Raw genomic sequence first — 18,159 nt, 5'->3', positions numbered from 1 at the left:
GACGACCCGAACGCACGGTTGACGATCCCGCGCGCCCTCGCGCGTCCCTAGGTGGCTACTTTCATGTCGAAAACAGCTGATATACGACTCCCCGATCCCAGTCGCTGGAAGGCGTTGGCGTTCATCGCGCTCGCGCAGTTGATGGTCGTGCTCGACGCCACGATCGTGAACATCGCCCTGCCGCACGCCCAGACCGCCCTCGGCATCACAGACGCCAACAAGCAGTGGGTCATCACCGCCTACGCCCTCGCCTTCGGCGGGCTGCTGCTGTTCGGCGGGCGCATCGCCGACCTCTGGGGCCGCAAGCGCACCTTCGTCGTCGGACTCGTCGGGTTCGCGCTGGCCTCGGCGCTCGGCGGCGCGGCGCAGAACCAGGGCATGCTGTTCGGCTCCCGCGCACTCCAGGGCGTCTTCGGCGCGCTGCTCGCGCCGGCCGCGCTCTCGCTGCTCGCGGTGATGTTCACCGACGCCAAGGAGCGCGCCAAGGCGTTCGGTATCTACGGGGCGATCGCCGGTGGCGGTGGCGCCGTCGGTCTGATCCTCGGCGGTCTGCTCACCCAGACGCTGAACTGGCGCTGGACGTTCTTCGTCAACATCCCGTTCGCGGTCGTCGCCGCCGCCGGTGCGTACTTCGTCATCCGTGAGCCCTCCGGCAGCCGTAACCGCTCCTCGCTCGACATGCCGGGCGTCGTCCTGTCCGCGCTGGGCCTGGTCTCGCTGGTGTACGGATTCACCCGCGCCGAGTCCGCGGGCTGGTCGGACGCGCTGACCATCGGCACGTTCGTCGCCTCCGGCGTCCTGCTGCTGGCCTTCGTCCTGACCGAGTCCAAGGTCAAGTCGCCGCTGCTCCCGCTCCGCGTCGTGATGGACCGCAACCGCGGTGGCGTCTACCTCTCGCTGGGCCTGGCCGTCATCGCCATGTTCGGCCTGTTCCTCTTCCTCACGTACTACCTCCAGGTCGTCAAGGGCTACTCGCCGATCAAGACCGGCTTCGCCTTCATGCCCATGATCGCGGGCATGATCACCGGGTCCACGCAGATCGGCGCCCGCCTGATGACCCGGGTTCCGGCCCGCAAGCTGATGGGCCCCGGCTTCCTGACCGCCGCCGTCGGCATGCTGCTGTTGACGCGGCTGGGCATCGACTCCTCGTACGCGTCGGTCATCCTGCCGGGGCAGCTCCTGCTGGGGCTGGGCATGGGTACGGCTTTCATGCCGGCCATGTCGCTGGCCACGCACGGGGTCGAGTCGCGTGACGCGGGTGTCGCCTCCGCGATGGTCAACACCTCGCAGCAGGTCGGCGGTGCGATCGGTACGGCCCTGCTGAACACGATCGCCGCCTCGGCCGCCACGGCGTACGCCACCTCGCACGCCGCGCTCGGCGCCGGCGACCCGGAGCTGCTGAAGCTCCAGTCGATGGTGCACGGCTTCACCGGTGCCATCTGGTGGGCCGTCGGCATCCTGGTGGTCGCCGCCGGGATCGCGGTGACCTTCATCAACGCCGGCCGTCCGGCCGCGACCGGTACGTCTGCGGGCTCCGGTTCCGGTTCCGCTTCCACTTCCGCTTCCGGCTCCGGTTCCGGTGAGGCGGACGGTGTCGAGGACGAGCTCAAGGTTCCGGTCGTCGCCCACTGATCCACGGCTGCGTGGATACGTTTCTGCCCCGGTTCCCGTCGGAAGGTGACGGAACCGGGGCAGCGGTGCGTGCGTGAGGGTGGCGGGGCGGCGGTGCGTGCGTGAGGGCAGCGGTGCGTACGTGAGGGTGGCGGGGCGGCGGGTCAGCGCAGCCAGGGCAGGTCGGCGTCCGCGCCCTCGGGCTGCAGGCCGGCGGCCAGGACCTGCATGATCTCGCCCAGCGAGCGCACCTGCTCCGATGTCAGGCGGTCGAACATCGCCTGGCGGACGGCCTTCACGTGGCCGGGCGCGGAGCGGCGGAGCATCTCGTGGCCCTCGTCGGTGAGGACCGCGTTCTGGCCGCGCTTGTCGGAGGGGCAGTCCTCGCGGCGTACCCAGCCGTTCTTCTCCAGCCGGGCGACGGCGTGCGAGAGGCGGGAGCGGGTGATCTTGGCGTCCTTGGCCAACTCGGTCATCCGCTTCCGGTGGCGGGGCGCCTGTGAGAGCTGGACGAGCAGGCCGTAGTAGATGTGCGGCATGCCGGCATCGCCCTGCAACTGGCGGTCGAGGTGATCCTCCAGAAGCGTGGTGGCGTGCAGGTACGCCCGCCAGACGCGTTGTTCTTCGTCGGTGAGCCAGTGCGGCGCACCGGTTGATGCCGTGGTCATGTACTTCACTGTACGACCTTTTCTTGAAAGTTGAACAAGATAGAGCTAAGGTCTCTGAAGGTAGGAGCTTGAAGATTAAAGCATCCTTCTTCCTGAGGCCTTCAGTAGAAGACTTACCTTGAGTAGCAGCGGATGGGGAGTGTCATGACTGTCACCGCGGAGCGCATGCCCGCCCTCTACCTCTCCCACGGCGCCCCGCCCCTGGCCGACGACCCCGTCTGGCCCGGCGAGCTGGCCGCCTGGTCGGCGGGGCTGCCGCGCCCCACCGCCGTCCTCATGGTCTCCGCGCACTGGGAGGAGGCCCCGCTCGCACTCGGCGCGACCGAGACGATGCCGCTGGTCTACGACTTCTGGGGCTTCCCCGACCACTACTACCAGGTGCGTTACGCCGCCCCGGGCGCCCCGCGCCTGGCCGAGAGTGTGCGCAAACTGCTGCGCGGCGCCGGTACGCCGGTCCAGGACATCCCGGACCGCGGCCTCGACCACGGGGCGTACGTGCCGCTGGTCGAGATGTTTCCCGAGGCCGACGTCCCGGTGCTCCAGATCTCCCTGCCGACGCTCGACCCGCAGAAGCTGATGGACATCGGGCGCAAGCTCGCGCCGCTGCGCGACGAGGGCGTGCTGATCATCGGCAGCGGCTTCTTCACGCACAACCTGGCCGCCCTGCGGCATGCGGGCGGTACCCCCGGCTGGTCGGCGGAGTTCGACGACTGGGGGCGCCGCGCGCTCCAGGAGCAGGACATCGACGCGCTCCTGGACTTCGAGCACAAGTCCCCGGCAGGCCGGCTGGCCCACCCGCGCACCGAGCACTTCGCCCCGCTCTTCGTCACGCTCGGCGCGGCCGAGCAGGAGCTCGACCAGGGGCGCAGCGTGATCGACGGCTTCTGGATGGGACTGGCCAAGCGCTCGCTGCAGTACGGGTGACGCTCGCTGCGGTACGGGTGTGGGCTCGCTGCGGTACGGATGTGGGGGGAGGGGCGGCGGGGCCGGAGAGACCGGAAGGCCTGATTTGGGTCTGCTTGCGTACGGGACGGGGCTGAGCAACCGGAGACCAGTACCGGGCGTCTTCCGGGGTACCAGCGCAACGGAGCAACCGCCGAGCAACCCCAGAGCAACCGCCGAGCAACCCCAGAGCTCCGCCAAGAGCGACGGCGAGGGTCGAACGCCCCGGAAAGCCGCTCTGACCTGCACGTTCGTGCCCAGCCGCGCCAGGTGCCCGTCCCGGTGGCGCAACAGGGTACTGCATGACCGCGAAATTGAATGCCGGGCATGGGAATTCTGTCCGGATTCCAGTCGTTGTTTCCAACGGATGCAGGGCACCCGAGAGGGTGTCGCGACCTACTCAGCAAGGGAGCACGCATGGCAACCCGTGCCGTCGCCCGTCGTTCGTCCGCCACGGGCGGGACCAACCGGGCGAGCAGTGGTCGCGCCGTGGGCGGAGAGATCGCCGATCGCGACCTGGTCGGCATGTACCTGGACGAGATAGCGCGTACGCCGCTGCTCGACGCCGCCAAGGAGGTCGAGCTCTCGCAGTCCGTGGAGGCCGGCGTGTACGCGCGCCAGATCCTCGACGGCGAGGTGGAGAGCGAAGCCGGCGGTGCCTCGCGCGAGGAGCTGGAGGCGCTGGCCGCCGAGGGCGAGCGCGCCAAGGACGTATTCATCCGTTCCAACCTCCGGCTCGTCGTCGCCGTCGCCCGCCGTTACCCGCGGGCCGGGCTCCCCCTGCTCGACCTGATCCAGGAGGGCAACGCGGGCCTGGTGCGCGCGGTCGAGAAGTTCGACTACGCCAAGGGCTTCAAGTTCTCCACGTACGCCACGTGGTGGATTCGCCAGGCCATCACCCGTTCCATAGCCGACCAGTCGCGCACGATCCGGCTCCCCGTCCACCTGGTGGAGGAGCTGGGCCGCATCCGCCGCGTGCAGCGCGAGTTCAACCGCGAGCACGGGCGCGACCCGGAGCACGCGGAGATCGCCGCCGAGCTCGACTCCACCCCGGGGCGTGTCGGTGACGTCCTGGACTGGGCCCGCGACCCGGTCAGCCTGAACATGTCCGTGGACGACGCGGGCGACACGCAGTTCGGCGACCTGCTGGAGGACACCTCCGCCGTCTCGCCCGAGCAGTCGGTGCTCACGCTGCTGCGCAGCGAGGAGCTGGAGGACCTGATCGGCAAGCTCGACAACCGGACCGCGTCGATCATCCGCATGCGGTACGGCATCGAGGACGGCCGCGAGCGGACCCTGACCGAGGTGGGCAAGCAGCACGGCCTCACCCGGGAGCGCATCCGCCAGATCGAGAAGCACGCACTGCTCGAATTGAAGCGAATGGCTCACGACACGGGCTTTGACGCTGCGGCGTGAGCCCGCGTCCAGTAACCTCCGAATTGGGCCGCTTCACCTGGCCCCCCTGAGCTGAGTCCCGGCGCCCACCCCCCCCTGGCGCCGGGGCTCATCCTTTTGTGCGCCGCCTGCCCGGAGACGTCAGGATGCCGCCGCGCGGGTGAGCCGGGCGCCCAGGTCGTTCAGGTACGCCACCAGCTGCGGCGGCTCGTGCGCGGTGAACTCGCAGTCCACCAGCGCCAGGCGCAGCGCCACCCACTCCAGCGAGTCCCACAGCACACCGCGCAGCCGGCAGCCGCCCTCACCCTCCGGCTCCAGCGGACCGACCGCACCGGGCAGCCGCGAGGCGACGAACTCCGCCGGAGCCGCGAAGCTCACGTCCACCACCAGCTCCGGCTGCCGGCGCGCCATGGAACTGCTCAGGAACTCCGCCGCGTCCCCCGTCGGCAGCTCCCGCGGCGTGAACCGCGACCCCGTGGCGAACGGCTCGCTCACCCGGTCCACCCGGAACGTACGCCACGCCTCCCGCTCCAGGTCGTACGCCACCAGATACCAACGCCACCCCGTGCTCACCAGCCGGTACGGCTCGACCTGCCGCCTCGTCTCGGCGCCGTCCCCCGCGCGGTACGCGAACCGCAGCCGCTCCCGGCCGGTGACCGCCGACGCCATCACGGTCAGCGTCTGCGGATCGATCGTCGAACCGTCGCCCCTGGCCAGCGGCACCGTCGCGTTCTGGAGGGTGGAGACGCGGTGGCGCAGCCGTGAGGGCAGCACCTGCTCCAGCTTGGCCAGCGCGCGTACGGATGCCTCGTCCACGCCCTCGATGGCGTGGCCGGCCCCGGCCCGCAGCCCCACCGCGATGGCCACCGCCTCCTCGTCGTCCAGCAGCAGCGGGGGCATGGCGGTGCCCGCCACGAGCCGGTAGCCGCCGACCGAGCCGCGCGTCGCCTCGACCGGGTAACCCAGGTCGCGCAGGCGGTCGATGTCGCGGCGGATGGTGCGCGGGCTGACGGCGAGCCGGTCGGCGAGCTCACTGCCCGGCCACTCGCGCGGCGTCTGGAGCAGTGACAGCAGGTTCAGCAGTCGTGCCGGGGTATCGGTCATGTCACTCAGGATGCGCGCCCATTGGGTCATGAACTGACCTAGTGGGCGTTTAACTTCTTCCTATGACTTCCTCCGCTCCTCTGCCGTCACCGGCGGCCGCCGCCGCGGCGGCCCCGGCCCCGTCGGACCGCCGCCGGTGGTTCGCCCTGGCCATCGTGATGACCGCGGCCTTCATGGACCTCGTCGACGTCACGATCGTCAACATCGCCATCCCCAGCATCGAGCGGGACACCGGCGCCTCGTTCAGCTCGATCCAGTGGATCGTCGCCGGTTACGCCCTGGCCTTCGCCGCCGGGCTGATCACCGGCGGCCGGCTCGGCGACATCTACGGCCGCAAGCGGATCTTCCTCATCGGGATAGGCGGCTTCACCCTCGCCTCCGCGCTCTGCGGCTTCGCCGCCAACCCGGAGATGCTGGTCGCCTCCCGCTTCCTCCAGGGAGCGACGGCGGCGCTGATGGTGCCCCAGGTGCTGTCGATCGTGCACGCCACCTTCCCCGCCCACGAGCGCGGCAAGGTCTTCGGCCTCTTCGGCGCGATCGTCGGTCTCGGCGCGGTCTCCGGACCGCTGCTGGGCGCCCTGCTGACCGAGTGGAACATCGCCGGCCTGGAATGGCGCCCGATCTTCCTGATCAACCTGCCCGTCGGCATCGTGGGGCTCGTCCTGGGCCGCAAGTTCATCACCGAGTCCAAGTCGCCCAAGGCGCTGCGCCTCGATCTGGTCGGCGTCGTGCTGGTGACGCTCGGCATGCTGATGCTGATCTACCCGCTGACCCGGGGCCGTGAGCTGGGCTGGCCGCTGTGGGGCTACCTGTCGATGGCCGGCAGCGTCCTCGTCTTCCTCCTCCTCGTGCTGTTCGAGCGCGCCAAGGGCCGCCGGGACGGCTCGCCGCTGGTCGAACTGTCACTGTTCCGGGTCCGCAGCTTCGCCGCCGGCATCGCCGTACAGCTGACCTTCGGCGTGGGGCTCGGGATCTTCTTCCTGGTCTGGACGCTGTACATGCAGCAGGGCCTCGGCTGGAGCGCCCTGCGGGCCGGCACGACCGGCATCCCGTTCTCCGTGTCCGTCTCCGTCGCCGCCGGCCTGTCCGTGCAGAAGCTGGTGCCGCGCTTCGGCCGCAAGGTCCTCCAGGCGGGAGCCCTGCTCATGGCCGCCGGTCTGCTGCTCTACATCTGGGAGTCCGGCCACTACGGCATGGGGATCACGTCCTGGCAGATGGCGCTGCCGCTCGTGGTCATGGGCGTCGGCATGGGGCTGATCGTGGCCCCGCTGGCCGACGCGGTGCTCTCCGAGGTGCCCAAGGAGCACTCCGGTTCCGCCTCCGGTCTCTTCAACACCGTGCAGCAGATGGGCAACGCGCTCGGGCTCGGGCTGGTCTCCGTCGTCTTCTTCGGTGCGATCGGCGACCGGCTGACCCCCGCGCAGGTGGGCCCGGCGTTCGCCGACGCCTTCGAGCAGTCGCTGTGGTGGGTGGCCGGGGTGCTGCTCCTGATCTTCGTGGTGATGTTCGCGCTGCCGGCCAAGCCGAAGCAGCACGTGGAGGGCGCCGACGAGGAGGCCGTCGAGGACCCGGCCGGTGAGCTCGTGGCGGAGAGCGACGACGCCGGTGAGGCCGCCGGGGAGCCCGTGCTGACGCACTGAGCCACGGCGTGACGAGGCAGAGGCGCCGGTGGCCGCGTCCCCCCGAGGGACGCGGGCACCGGCATACGCGGCCCGGGCCCGTGGCGGCGGGGCCGGGGCAGTAGCAGATCCGCGGGCGGCGGTCAGCAGGTGCGCGGGCGCCGGTCAGCAGATGCGCGTGCGGCTCTCCATCGCGCCGCGCGCCGTCTCCTCGTCGCCGTACACCTCGCACATGTGGCGGCCGTCCGGCGTCGCCGTGTGCTCGACCTCCCACAGGCTCGTCTCGCTCCCGTCGAGGAGCAGGAACGCGTGCTCGTACAGCGTGAAGCCCGCGTTCCGGCCGCCGACCTGGCACTGACGGCCGGAGACCTGCGTGATGTGGTGGGCGAAGGCGGCCCGCAGCAGATGGGCCGTCTCCTCACCCGGCACGTCGCCGTTCTCCGCGCGGCGCAGGACCCGGCGGGCGTGGTCCGCGGAATTGTCCGGGGCGTACATCCGGGGGTGCGGGGCCGGGGGCGCGGCCATCAGGGCGGACAGTATCTCCAGGTCGGCCTGCGCGTGGTCGCCCCCGAAGTCGGGGGCCTCCCAGAGCCCGCCGGTCAGCCGGGCGGCCGCGATGTGGGCGTCGGCCTCGTCGTCGTACAGCTCATGCTGCCGGGTGTCGGGATGCCCGGCCCCGCGCGGGCCGCCCCGCACCAGCTCCCACAGCGTGAACGCCGAGCCGTCGCTCAGCAGATACGTATGCCGGTAGGTCTCGCGGTGCAGGGTGGCACTGTGGTGCGAGGAGTGCAGGGAACTGCTGTGGGCCAGCGCGGTGCCCAGCCGTTCCACCGTGCTGTCGGGCAGGTCGAACGAGTTGAGAGCCCGTCGCAGGATTCGCTCGAGGTGCTGCTCGGTTGTCTCGTACGGATCGCTCAAGGTGCTGTCTCCAGGCCGTCGCCGCGTGTGACTTGATGCGTGCTTAACGTAGCCCCTGGGACTGACATCGGGACCGGGGTTCGGGAAAACGTACGGCGCGTACGGAAGGTTTCGCGTGTCCACCCGAACTTCCTTACGCTGACGGCGATTCGGTTCCCCAGCTGTGGCCGCCCGGCGCGCGTTCCGTGCGCGGGGGTGTCCCGTAGAGGTCGCTGTACGCCGGGTAGGCGCCCCCGCCGTCACGGCCGTCGGTGCCCGTGGCCGCCCGCACCGCCTTCACGATGGCCCGCGCCACGGCCTCCGTACCCGCCGCGAGCAGAGGATTGAGCGCGACCGGGTCCTCCGCGTCCAGCGGCTGCCGACCGGTGGCCAGGGCGAAAACGGTGTCCCCGTCGGTCAGCAGGTGCACGGGCCGGATGGCGCGCGCCAGTCCGTCGTGCGCCGTGCCCGCGAGCTTCTGCGCCTGCGCACGGCTGAGATCGGCGTCGGTGGCGACGACGGCGAGCGTGGTGTTGAGCGGGGGGCGCGTGTCCGCGTCGCACGCCTGCGCCAGGCGCCGTTGCGCCGCCTCGTGGACCTCGGCGGGCGGGGCGACGGCCGGTTCGGCGCCGCCGTACTCCCCGTACAGCACCCCGGTACGGGGATCGAGCACCGAGCCCGCCGCGTTCACCACGACCAGCGCGCCCACGGTGTGCCCGGACGGCAACAGGACGCTCGCGGTCCCCACTCCGCCCTTCAGCCGCCCCGCGACCGCCCCCGTGCCCGCGCCGACGCACCCCTCGGCGACCACCGCACCGGCCTCCGTACCCGCCGCGTCCTCCACCGCGGCCCGGCCCGTCGACGCGTCCGGCCTGGCCCGCCAGTCGCCGCCCCGCCCCAGGTCGAACACGCAGGCAGCCGGCACCACCGGAACGACCTGCGCCGCATCGGGCCCCACCCGCACCCCGCGGCCCCGCTCCTCCAGCCAGGCCATCACCCCGGACGCCGCGTCCAGCCCGTACGCGCTGCCGCCGGTGAGGACGACCGCGTCGATGCGCTGCACCAGGTTGCGCGGGTCCAGCGCGTCCGTCTCCCGGGTTCCCGGCCCACCGCCCCGCACATCGACGGCCGCCACCGCCCCGCCCTCGGGCGCGAGCACCACCGTCGTACCGCTGAGCGCCCCCTTGCCGGGAACCCGCGCATGCCCGACGCGCAGTCCGGCGACATCGGTGAGCGCGTCCTGACGGGTCATCCGGTGCTCCTCGGGGTTGGGGGCGGGAGGGCGGCGTACGCGGCCAACGTACCGGCGGGGGCGGACGCAGGAGGAGGTGAGCCCTGCCGGGACTCGCTCACCCCGTAAGGCTATAAAACAGGCTCAATCGCCCCATGTGGCGGCCCTACGGTGACGGGGTGACCGAGCCACCCGAAGCCGCAGGCGCAGCCGCGCAGCCCGCCCCCGGTGCCCGTACCGGTTCCTCCGGCGGTTCCGGTGTGCCGCCGCCCGGGGGCGGGTCCGGCCGTGCCGGCGGTGTCCTTCCCCGGTCCGTCACCGCGCGGGCGACCGGGGCGGGTGCCCTCGTCTCCCTCCTGCTGGTCGTGGCGATCGTGCTCGGCAGCCGGTTGCTGGAGAACTTCGACTCCGCGCTCCTGCCGTACGCCGTGGCCTCGGTCTTCCTCGCCTTCGGTGTCGCCTACCGGTACACGGTGTGGGTGTCCGCGCCCGGGGTCGCGCGGCTGTTCAAGAAGGGCTGGGGGAGTCTCTTCTCCGTCGCCAACTTCCGCAGGACGCCCACCGCGCTGCCGAAGATGATCGCACCTACCTCGGCTTCCAGAAGTTCCTCGGCGCCCGCTCCCACGCCCGCTGGGCCGCCCACCAGCTGATCTTCTGGGGCTGCGTCCTCGGCGCCCTGATCACCTTCCCGCTGACCTGGGGCTGGTTCACGTTCACCTCGGGCACCGGCTCAGGGCCCGGCTACGAAATGCGTATCTGGGGCTTCGAGATCATCGGGTTCGACTCCCTGGACATCCTCGGCTGGCCGATGTTCCACGGTCTGGACATCGCGGCCGTCCTCGTCATCCCCGGCGCCTCCTACTTCCTGTGGCGCCGGATGAAGGACCGCGCGGCCATCACGGGCCAGCGGTTCGGCTACGACCTGGTGCCGCTGATCGCGCTGATCTCTCCGACGTTGGAGCCCCCGATCAGCAGGCAGTCGGTGAGCAGCATGTCCGCGAAGGGGTTGCCGGCCCGGTCGATGATGCCCGCATGATGGGCCGAACGATCTTCACCGACCCGGGGCGCTGCATCGGCTGCCAGGCCTGCGTCTCCGCCTGCCGTGAGTGCGACTCGCACCGCGACAAGTCCATGATCCAACGGCACCCTCGTCGGCTACTCCGCGATCTGCACCCACCTCGCCTGCGCCGTGCTCTGGCAGAAGAACCGGGGCACCGAGGGCGAGCTGTACTGCCCCTGCCACGAGGGCGTCTTCGACGCCCGTACCGGCGAGGTCACCGCGGGCCCGCCGCCCCGGGGACTGCCCAAGGTGGCGCTCACCGAGCAGGCCGACGGCAGCATCTGGGCGGTCGGCACCACCCGGTCCGGCGAGAGCATCGAGCACGGGCTGTGTCGCCGGTTCGCCGAGGACCGCCCCGACCTGGCCTCCCGGCTCGGCTGCCCCGGTGCCCGCGACGGCGCCGAGGCCCCCGCCGCACCCGGAGCCGCCCGCACGGTGGCCCCCGGCCCCTCCCGCCCCCGTACCGGAGCCGGCGCCTCCGAGACCCCCGGGAGCCCGACATGAGCGACGACCGGCAGCTCCCGGGCTCGCAGCCTTCCGGCCATCCGCAGCCCCCTGGCCGGCAAACGTCCGGCCCGCAGCCCCCCGGCCCCCACACGCCCGGCTCGCAGCCGCAGCCCTTCCGGCCCCCACACGCCCGGCTCGCAGGCCCCCGGCCCCCGCTACCCCGAGTACCACCCGGGCAGTTGGCGGGCCGAGCTGAACCGGCCCGTCCATGAGCGGTACCCGCAGATCCGGCCCACCAGCGGCTACGGCGACCCCCGCGTCCGCCACACCGGCCCCGGGCCCGGGGGCGGCACCGACCAGGAGCCGGAGCGGTCCTCCAAGCTCACGGCCCGGCTCGTTCTGGCCATGAGCGTCGTCATCGGGCAGCTGTGGGGTCTGACGGTGATCGTCGACGAGTGGATGAAGGGTCATTCCGCCACCGCGTGGTGGGGCGCCGGGTTTCTCTGCCTCTCGTTCCTCGTCGTCCTCGGGCTGTGGCTGCTCGACCCCAAGGACCGCTGACCGCCGTCCGGGCCCGGGGCGCGGTCGGAGCACGGCCGACAGCCGTACCCTGGAGGTATGAGTACCGCCCCCGCCCCCGGACCGCGCGATGCGGAGCCGACTGCGCCGGACCGGCCCCGGCCCAAGCCGGCGCTGATCTTCGACGATCCGCTGGACCAGCAGTCCGCGGACGATACGGACCAGGGGTGGGGTGAGCGGGCCCCCTCCGGCGGCAGCGCCGCCGACCTCGCGCGCTTCCTCGACGAGAAGCCGCCGCACCACATCTGACCCCGCGCACCGCGGCCCGGCAGCGGCAGCCGCGCCGGCCATCCGCCGGGGTGCCTTATGCCTGGTGGCTGCCGCCGCGCTGGGCGACCAGGGTGTCGCGGATCTCCTTCAGCACCTCCAGCTCGCTGACCTCGATCGTCTCCTGCACGCCTTCCTTCGCCGCCTGCATCGCGGCCCGCCTGGCGAGGTACTTCGCCATCGGCAGGACCATCAGGAAGTAGACGACGGCAGCGGTGATCAGGAAGCTGAGCGTCGCGCTGAGGACCGAACCCCACAGGATGGGGATGCCCTTCGTCGCCTCGCCCGTCGCCGGGTCCGTCGCACACGGGCCCCTGAGGCAGGAGCTGTAGTTCTCCAGGTCCTGGGTGCCGAACGCACCGACGAGCGGATTGATGACCCCCTTGACGATCGAGTTCACGATGTTCGTGAACGCGGCACCGATGACGACGGCAACCGCCAGATCGATGACGTTGCCACGCATCAGGAAGGCCTTGAAGCCGTCCAGCAGACTGACCTTCTTCGTCTCGCTCACGGGTGCGCTGTCCTCCGTATGTGCCGCAATGGGTATGAACTGCCTCGCAATCTACGGCAGTTCGTGCGGGGACCACCCAATCCGGGCCCGTCGTCAGGTGAGGTGATAGTTCGTCAGTGCGAATCAACACAGGATCACCGCGAATCCACCCGAGATTCCGGCACCCGCCAGATCGGTGGCCGTCGTCCTCGGCACCGCCAGCACGATCAGCGCCCCCTCCGATGTCCCCTGGTCCGACACACCCTCGGCGGACACCGGCGGCACCTGCTCCACCCGCGCTCCCTTGGCCAGCACCCGGGCCCGTGCCCCGGCGCCCTCGGACGTCACCACGTCCACCCGGTCGCCCGGCCGCAGCAGCCGCACGGTCGCCGCATCCGCGATCCGCACCGGCGCCGACACCAGCCGCACCGGCGGCGAGGCCCGCCCCGGGGCCGCCCCCTGCGCCGCGCCACCGCCATGCCCGCCCCCGCCGCCACCGAACCCGGAGACAGCCAGCGCGGCCGCGGTCAGCGCGAGACCCGCCGCCACTGCCCGACGCTGCCGCCACACCGCCCGGCGCAGCCGGTGGCCCGAGCCCCCGCGCACCCGCAGCGGCGGGAACGCCGGCACCCCGCACGGCGGCGGAGCGGGCAGCGGCCCCGGCGGCGCACCTGCGGAGGAAGTGGTGGGGCCGGGCAGGGAAGGAAAGTGAGAACCGGGCGTGGGCATCGCGAACACCGCCTGCGTCAGGGAGTCGGTCGGACGGGTCTCCTGGTCGTGCCGTACCGGCGGCAGGAATGCCGACATCCCGGCCGCCGCACAGACCTCACGATCCACCAATCGGCCCGTCCCCGCCGGACCCTGTGGACCGTCCACCCGATGTGGAAAACTCCCTCACCCGCAGGACGGCAGGACAACCCTCACGGCAGGACAACCCTCACCGCAGAACAACCCCACCGCAGAACAACGCCCTACGGCGGAGCCCCCCTACGGCGGAGACCCCCTACGGCAGCGCGATCCCCGTCTCGATCCCGTCCAGCGCGTGCCCGCACGGGCAGTCCCGGTCCGCCTCCGCCGGCAGCGCGGCCACCGCGTCGAAGAGGACCGTGCGCAGCCGGTCCACATTGGCCGCGAACACCTTCAGCACCTCCTCGTGGGAGACGCCCTCGCCGGCCTCCGCCCCCGCGTCCAGGTCCGTCACCAGGGTCATCGTCGTGTAGCAGAGGCCCAGTTCGCGGGCGAGCACGGCCTCGGGGTGCCCCGTCATGCCGACCACCGACCAGCCCATGGCCGCGTGCCAGCGCGACTCGGCGCGGGTCGAGAAGCGCGGCCCCTCGACGACCACCAGCGTGCCGCCGTCCACCGCCTCCCATTCCCGGCCCCGCGCGGCGGCCAGCGCCACCTTGCGCCCTGCGGGGCAGTACGGGTCCGCGAAGCCCAGGTGCACCACGTTCGGCACCGCCCCGTCGGCCCGGGTCTCACCGTCGTAGTAGGTCTGGACGCGGGTCTTCGTGCGGTCCACCAGTTGATCCGGCACGAGCAGGGTTCCCGGGCCGTACTCCGGGCGCAGCCCGCCCACCGCGCACGGGCCGAGCACCTGGCGTACGCCGACCGAGCGCAGCGCCCACAGGTTGGCGCGGTAGTTGATGCGGTGCGGGGGCACATGGTGGCCGCGGCCGTGCCGGGGGAGGAAGGCGACCCGGCGGCCGTCTATCTCGCCGAGGAAGACGGAGTCGCTGGGCGCTCCGTAAGGGGTCTCCACGCGGACCTCGGTGACGTCCTCCAGGAAGGAGTACAGCCCCGAGCCGCCGATCACGCCGATCTCTGCGTTTGCCATGCGGTCACAGTAGGCGTACGCCCCCGGCCCCCGGCAGAGCGGTCGGGGAACGCCGACGACCCCGCCGAGCGGGTCGGCGGGGTCGGTCGGGAAAGCCTGGTGACGCCTGGTGAAGCGGCCGCTCAGGCGGCCGAGGAACCGCTCGACGAGGACGAGGCGGTGGACGACGAGGACGTCGTCGAAGCGGTCGAGGACTTCGTGTCCGACGACGTCGAGGACGAGGAGTCGGACGACGACGATCCGGAACCGGAGGTCTTCGCGGTGGCCGACGCCGACGTGCTGCTCGACGAGGAGCCGCGGCTGTCGTTCCGGTAGAAACCGGAACCCTTGAAGACGATGCCGACCGCCGAGAACACCTTCTTCAGGCGTCCGTCGCAGTTCGGGCACACCGTGAGGGCGTCATCGGTGAACTTCTGCACCGCTTCGAGGCCCTCGCCACACTCGGTGCACTGGTACTGGTAGGTCGGCACTTTGTTCCTCCTGGCACTCTGACTCGATGAGTGCTAACGACGCTCCATAGTGACGTATTCCGCTGGATCAGTCCACCGTGACCGGCCCGCGGTGACCGACACCACGCGCCACGGTGTGCCCCGCGCCCGTCGGCAGGAGCCGCGAACGCAGCGCCACCAGGGTGATCAGCGCCAGCACCGTACCCGCCAGCGGAACCAGGAATCCGGCGCTCGCCCCATGGGAGTCCGCCAGCTGGCCGGCCACCGTCACCGCGCCCGCCTGGCCGAGCGCGACCGCGCCCGTCAGCCAGGTGAACGCCTCGGTCCGCGCGGACCCGGGCACCAGCGCCTCGACCAGCGTGTAGCCGCTGATCAGGGCGGGGGCGATGCAGAGGCCCACCAGGAGACCGAGCGCGGCGAGCAGCGGCACCGAGTGCACCGCCCACAGGCCCGACGCGGTAAGCGCGAGGGCCGTGTAGCCGATGATCAGGCGGCGGCGGGGGCCGATCTTCCAGGCGATGGCCCCGCAGGCGATCCCGGCGAGCATGTTGCCGGCGGCGAAGATCCCGTACAGCACTCCGTTCGCGCCCGGGTTGCCGATCTCCTCGGCGAACGCGGTCAGCGAGACCTGCATGCCGCCGAAGACCGAGCCGATGCCGAGGAAGGCGACCGCGAGCACCCGCACGCCGGGGATGGAGAGGGCGGAGGCGTGCCGCTCGGCGCCGGGCAGGGCGCGGTCGCGGACGGGCGGCTGCGTGGCGCGCCGCGCGGCGAAGAGCAGGCCGCCGACCAGGGTGAGCGCGGCTTCGGCGATCAGGCCCGCCGCCGGGTGCACGCCCGTGCACAGCGCGGTGGCGAGGACGGGGCCGATGACGAAGGTGAACTCGTCCGTCACCGACTCGAACGCGGCGGCCGTCGCCATCAGCGGCGAGGCCTCGCGTCCCGGGGCCGCGCCCAGCATGGCCGCCCAGCGGGCCCGCACCATGGGGCCGACCTGTGGGACGGAGGCGCCCGTGGGGACGGCCGCCGCGAACAGCGCCCACAGGGGTACGTCCGCGAGGGCGAGCGTCACCAGGAGCGAGCCGGCGGCGGCGTGCACCAGGACACCGGGCAGCAGCACGGCACGCTGGCCGAACCGGTCGGCGAGTTTGCCGGTCTGCGGGGCGAACAGGGCCATGGAGACCCCGGTCACGGCGGCTACGGCGCCGGCGCTGCCGTACGAGCCGGTGGTGTGCTGGACGAGCAGGACGATGCCGATGGTCAGCATCGCGAAGGGCTGCCGTGCGGCGAAGCCCGGGAGGAGGAAGGTCCACGCACCGGGGGTGCGCAGCAACTGCCCGTATCCGGGGCGGTCGGAGACCGTGGACGCCACGGTCCTTGCCTTTCTGCCGCCTGGTGGCCGTGCTCCCGGGGGCGGCCCCGCACCTGCGTGCGGGGCCGGGCCGGAGCTGCCGAGAGCTGTCCTCTTCGCGCGGAACTGCGGTAGATGCCGGGCGCTCGCCACCGGTGCGCGGTGCGCTGCCGGTCCGGAGGACGCCACGACCGCCATACGGTCGCGCCAGCTCTGCGTCAGGCAGAGTTGGTCGTCAATCGGTTGACCAACTGGTCGTTCAGGAACAGTTGATCTGGGTTTCCTTCATGCTACAGGCAGAAGGCGGGGCGGCCCTGTGATTGTGTGCACGCCGCCGTTCATCGCCTGTGAACGTTGTGTGTTCTCAGTGATGTGCCTTCGTGTTGCGCTTATAGGGCTCGTTCTTGTCGGCTTCGCGCTTCTTCGCGTCGTCCGTCCTGCCGAGCTTCTTGACCGCCTTGAGCGCACCGGTGGCGTGGGGCCCCGTAAGGTCTTCCTCGACTCCGCCGTGCCCGCCCGTGCCCAGCCAGCCGGCCAGCTTGCCGCCCTCGCCGACCGCGCGCAGCCGTGCCTCGGCCGCGTCGCGCACCGGGTTGGTCGCGACGACCAGGAGTTCGTCGCCGCGCCGCAGCACGGTCGACGGGGTGGGTACGAAGCTCTTGCCGTCGCGGACGACGAGGGTGACGGCGGCGCCCGAGGGCATGCGCAGTTCCCCGACCTCGACGCCGTGCATCTTCGACTCCGCCGGAATGGCCACCGACAGCAGGTGCCCGCGCAGCCGTTCCAGGGGCGCCGATTCGATGCCCAGGTCGGCCGCCTCGGAGGGGTCGTCCGCGATGTTCAGGGCCTTGGCGAGCCAGGGCAGGGTCGGGCCCTGGATGAGGGTGTAGACGACGACCAGGACGAAGACGATGTTGAAGACCCGGGTGGAGCCGTCGATTCCGGACACCATCGGAATGGTCGCCAGGATGATGGGTACGGCGCCGCGCAGCCCGGCCCAGGACATGAGGGCCTTCTCCTGCCAGGGCAGCCGGAAGGGCGCCAGCGAGATGAAGACCTCCAGCGGGCGTGCCACCACGGTCAGCACCAGGCCGACGACGACGGCGGGCCAGAAGTCGTCCAGCAGGTCGTGCGGGGTGACCAGGAGGCCGAGCAGCACGAACATGCCGATCTGGGCCAGCCAGCCGAGCCCGTCGGCGAATCCGCGGGTCGCCGGCCAGTGCGGCAGCTTGGCGTTGCCGAGGATCATCGCGGCGAGGTAGACGGCGAGGAAGCCACTGCCGTGCAGCATGGCGCCGGCCGCGTACGCGGACACCGCGATGGCCATGACCGCGATGGGGTAGAGGCCGGACGCGGGCAGCGCCACATGGCGCAGCCCGTACGAGCCGAGCCAGCCCACCGCGAGGCCGACGGCGACGCCGATGGCCAGCTCCAGGGCGATCTCGCCGATCAGCACGTACCAGCTGTCGACGGTGCCCACGGTCGAGAAGGCGACCACGAGGATCACCACGGGGGCGTCGTTGAAGCCGGACTCGGCCTCCAGGACACCGGTGACACGGGCGGGCAGCGGGACCTTGCGCAGCACGGAGAAGACCGCGGCGGCGTCCGTGGAGGAGACGACCGCGCCGATGATGAGCGCCTGCCGCCATTCCAGGCCGACCAGGTAGTGCGCCCCGGCCGCGGTCACACCCACGCTGATGCCGACGCCGACGAGTGACAGCACCACCGCCGCGGGCAGCGCCGGTCTGATCTCTTTCCACTTCGTGCCGAGGCCGCCCTCGGCGAGGATCACGACGAGTGCCGCGTAGCCGATGACCTGCGTCAGCTCCGCGTTGTCGAACTTGACGTCGAAGAAGCCGTCCTGGCCCATGGCGATACCGATGCCGAGGTACAGGAGCAGGCTGGGGAGCCCGCTGCGGGACGAGATGCGTACCGCCGCGACGGCGACGAGCAGGACGAGTGAGCAGACGAGCAGGAGTTCGTTGAGCGTGTGGACAGTCAGTGGCCGGTCCTTCCCTGCGTACGCCTGCCGGAGCCTCTTCCGGCGGCCAGTACTTCGTTACCTTACCTAATCTTTAACGTTTTCTTGATGCGTTCGAGTATTCGTACGATCGCTACGCAATTCGAGCCATCCTGATACCGCGTCCGAGTGGCTTACGCGCTGCGCCTATGGTTGCTCCTGCACTCCCAGGACCGCCCTGCCCTCGAA

General features: G+C 71.5%; 15 protein-coding genes and 4 pseudogenes. 9 read left to right on the top strand and 10 right to left on the bottom strand.

Annotation, left to right across the window (positions count from 1 at the left end):
• Window positions 1–63 precede the first annotated feature (63 nt).
• Entirely contained in the window at window positions 64–1,632 is a 1,569-nt protein-coding gene (locus tag E6P78_RS09060; RefSeq protein WP_136203003.1) for an MFS transporter, read from the top strand.
• 143 nt (window positions 1,633–1,775) lie between these two features.
• Here E6P78_RS09060 and E6P78_RS09055 read toward each other — a convergent pair whose 3' ends face one another.
• Entirely contained in the window at window positions 1,776–2,288 is a 513-nt protein-coding gene (locus tag E6P78_RS09055) for a MarR family transcriptional regulator (protein ID WP_206307760.1), read from the bottom strand.
• Between the two features lie 135 nt (window positions 2,289–2,423).
• Here E6P78_RS09055 and E6P78_RS09050 point away from each other — a divergent pair, with 135 nt between their 5' ends.
• Both E6P78_RS09050 and E6P78_RS09045 read left to right on the top strand, forming a co-directional pair.
• A complete protein-coding gene (locus E6P78_RS09050; RefSeq protein ID WP_136203001.1) occupies window positions 2,424–3,203 on the top strand; it encodes a class III extradiol ring-cleavage dioxygenase in 780 nt (259 codons plus the stop codon).
• A gap of 435 nt (window positions 3,204–3,638) precedes the next feature.
• Window positions 3,639–4,637: a sigma-70 family RNA polymerase sigma factor gene (locus E6P78_RS09045; protein WP_136203000.1), complete on the top strand. Its 999-nt coding sequence runs from the start codon at window positions 3,639–3,641 to the stop codon at window positions 4,635–4,637.
• Window positions 4,638–4,757: 120 nt separating this feature from the next.
• Here E6P78_RS09045 and E6P78_RS09040 read toward each other — a convergent pair whose 3' ends face one another.
• Window positions 4,758–5,720, bottom strand: coding sequence for a transcriptional regulator (locus E6P78_RS09040; RefSeq protein WP_168712590.1), 963 nt, complete (start codon window positions 5,718–5,720; stop codon window positions 4,758–4,760).
• A gap of 62 nt (window positions 5,721–5,782) precedes the next feature.
• On the opposite strand from E6P78_RS09040, the gene E6P78_RS09035 reads away from it, so the two are divergent.
• Window positions 5,783–7,360: an MFS transporter gene (locus E6P78_RS09035; protein ID WP_136202998.1), complete on the top strand. Its 1,578-nt coding sequence runs from the start codon at window positions 5,783–5,785 to the stop codon at window positions 7,358–7,360.
• A 144-nt stretch (window positions 7,361–7,504) separates the two neighbouring features.
• Here the strand turns inward: E6P78_RS09035 and E6P78_RS09030 are convergent, their stop codons facing one another.
• Both E6P78_RS09030 and E6P78_RS09025 read right to left on the bottom strand, forming a co-directional pair.
• Window positions 7,505–8,257, bottom strand: coding sequence for a DUF6227 family protein (locus tag E6P78_RS09030; protein WP_136202997.1), 753 nt, complete (start codon window positions 8,255–8,257; stop codon window positions 7,505–7,507).
• A 133-nt stretch (window positions 8,258–8,390) separates the two neighbouring features.
• Complete coding sequence (locus E6P78_RS09025; RefSeq protein WP_136202996.1) at window positions 8,391–9,488, bottom strand: P1 family peptidase; 1,098 nt, start codon at window positions 9,486–9,488, stop codon at window positions 8,391–8,393.
• Window positions 9,489–9,646: 158 nt separating this feature from the next.
• Between E6P78_RS09025 and E6P78_RS09020 the strand changes: the two are divergent.
• The 5 genes and pseudogenes from E6P78_RS09020 to E6P78_RS09000 all read left to right on the top strand — a co-directional run.
• Window positions 9,647–10,413 (top strand): annotated as a pseudogene (locus tag E6P78_RS09020) (MFS transporter); the annotation flags it as partial.
• 86 nt (window positions 10,414–10,499) lie between these two features.
• Window positions 10,500–10,604 (top strand): annotated as a pseudogene (locus E6P78_RS09015) (4Fe-4S binding protein); the annotation flags it as partial.
• 1 nt (window position 10,605) lies between these two features.
• Window positions 10,606–11,031 (top strand): annotated as a pseudogene (locus tag E6P78_RS09010) (Rieske (2Fe-2S) protein); the annotation flags it as partial.
• Window positions 11,032–11,178: 147 nt separating this feature from the next.
• Window positions 11,179–11,535 (top strand): annotated as a pseudogene (locus E6P78_RS09005) (hypothetical protein); the annotation flags it as partial.
• Window positions 11,536–11,592: 57 nt separating this feature from the next.
• Window positions 11,593–11,802 carry a hypothetical protein gene (locus tag E6P78_RS09000; RefSeq protein ID WP_136202995.1) on the top strand — a complete coding sequence of 70 codons (210 nt, stop codon included), beginning with the start codon at window positions 11,593–11,595 and terminating at the stop codon, window positions 11,800–11,802.
• Window positions 11,803–11,857: 55 nt separating this feature from the next.
• Here E6P78_RS09000 and mscL read toward each other — a convergent pair whose 3' ends face one another.
• From mscL to E6P78_RS08970, 6 genes are all read right to left on the bottom strand, one after another.
• Window positions 11,858–12,334, bottom strand: coding sequence for a large conductance mechanosensitive channel protein MscL (gene mscL, locus E6P78_RS08995; protein WP_136202994.1), 477 nt, complete (start codon window positions 12,332–12,334; stop codon window positions 11,858–11,860).
• Window positions 12,335–12,457: 123 nt separating this feature from the next.
• Window positions 12,458–13,042 carry a hypothetical protein gene (locus tag E6P78_RS08990; RefSeq protein WP_240799128.1) on the bottom strand — a complete coding sequence of 195 codons (585 nt, stop codon included), beginning with the start codon at window positions 13,040–13,042 and terminating at the stop codon, window positions 12,458–12,460.
• Window positions 13,043–13,316: 274 nt separating this feature from the next.
• Complete coding sequence (locus E6P78_RS08985) at window positions 13,317–14,150, bottom strand: S-methyl-5'-thioadenosine phosphorylase (protein ID WP_136202993.1); 834 nt, start codon at window positions 14,148–14,150, stop codon at window positions 13,317–13,319.
• Between the two features lie 122 nt (window positions 14,151–14,272).
• Window positions 14,273–14,620: an FmdB family zinc ribbon protein gene (locus E6P78_RS08980; RefSeq protein ID WP_136202992.1), complete on the bottom strand. Its 348-nt coding sequence runs from the start codon at window positions 14,618–14,620 to the stop codon at window positions 14,273–14,275.
• Between the two features lie 67 nt (window positions 14,621–14,687).
• Window positions 14,688–15,971 carry an MFS transporter gene (locus E6P78_RS08975; protein ID WP_136202991.1) on the bottom strand — a complete coding sequence of 428 codons (1,284 nt, stop codon included), beginning with the start codon at window positions 15,969–15,971 and terminating at the stop codon, window positions 14,688–14,690.
• A gap of 343 nt (window positions 15,972–16,314) precedes the next feature.
• Window positions 16,315–17,925, bottom strand: coding sequence for a potassium/proton antiporter (locus tag E6P78_RS08970; protein ID WP_136202990.1), 1,611 nt, complete (start codon window positions 17,923–17,925; stop codon window positions 16,315–16,317).
• Window positions 17,926–18,159 lie beyond the last annotated feature (234 nt).

It is taken from the genome of Streptomyces sp. A0958 (assembly GCF_004795035.1).
In the GTDB taxonomy this organism is placed as follows: Bacteria; Actinomycetota; Actinomycetes; order Streptomycetales; family Streptomycetaceae; genus Streptomyces.
This window is presented reverse-complemented; position numbering and strand designations above follow the sequence as displayed.

Bases quoted from the DNA above. Each gene is read 5' to 3' on its own strand.
- E6P78_RS09060 (WP_136203003.1), top strand. From the start codon at position 64: ATGTCGAAAACAGCTGATATACGACTCCCCGATCCCAGTCGCTGGAAG.
- E6P78_RS09050 (WP_136203001.1), top strand. From the start codon at position 2,424: ATGACTGTCACCGCGGAGCGCATGCCCGCCCTCTACCTCTCCCACGGC.
- E6P78_RS09045 (WP_136203000.1), top strand. From the start codon at position 3,639: ATGGCAACCCGTGCCGTCGCCCGTCGTTCGTCCGCCACGGGCGGGACC.
- E6P78_RS09040 (WP_168712590.1), bottom strand. From the start codon at position 5,720: ATGACCGATACCCCGGCACGACTGCTGAACCTGCTGTCACTGCTCCAG.
- E6P78_RS09035 (WP_136202998.1), top strand. From the start codon at position 5,783: ATGACTTCCTCCGCTCCTCTGCCGTCACCGGCGGCCGCCGCCGCGGCG.
- E6P78_RS09025 (WP_136202996.1), bottom strand. From the start codon at position 9,488: ATGACCCGTCAGGACGCGCTCACCGATGTCGCCGGACTGCGCGTCGGG.
- E6P78_RS09000 (WP_136202995.1), top strand. From the start codon at position 11,593: ATGAGTACCGCCCCCGCCCCCGGACCGCGCGATGCGGAGCCGACTGCG.
- E6P78_RS08990 (WP_240799128.1), bottom strand. From the start codon at position 13,042: ATGCCCACGCCCGGTTCTCACTTTCCTTCCCTGCCCGGCCCCACCACT.
- E6P78_RS08985 (WP_136202993.1), bottom strand. From the start codon at position 14,150: ATGGCAAACGCAGAGATCGGCGTGATCGGCGGCTCGGGGCTGTACTCC.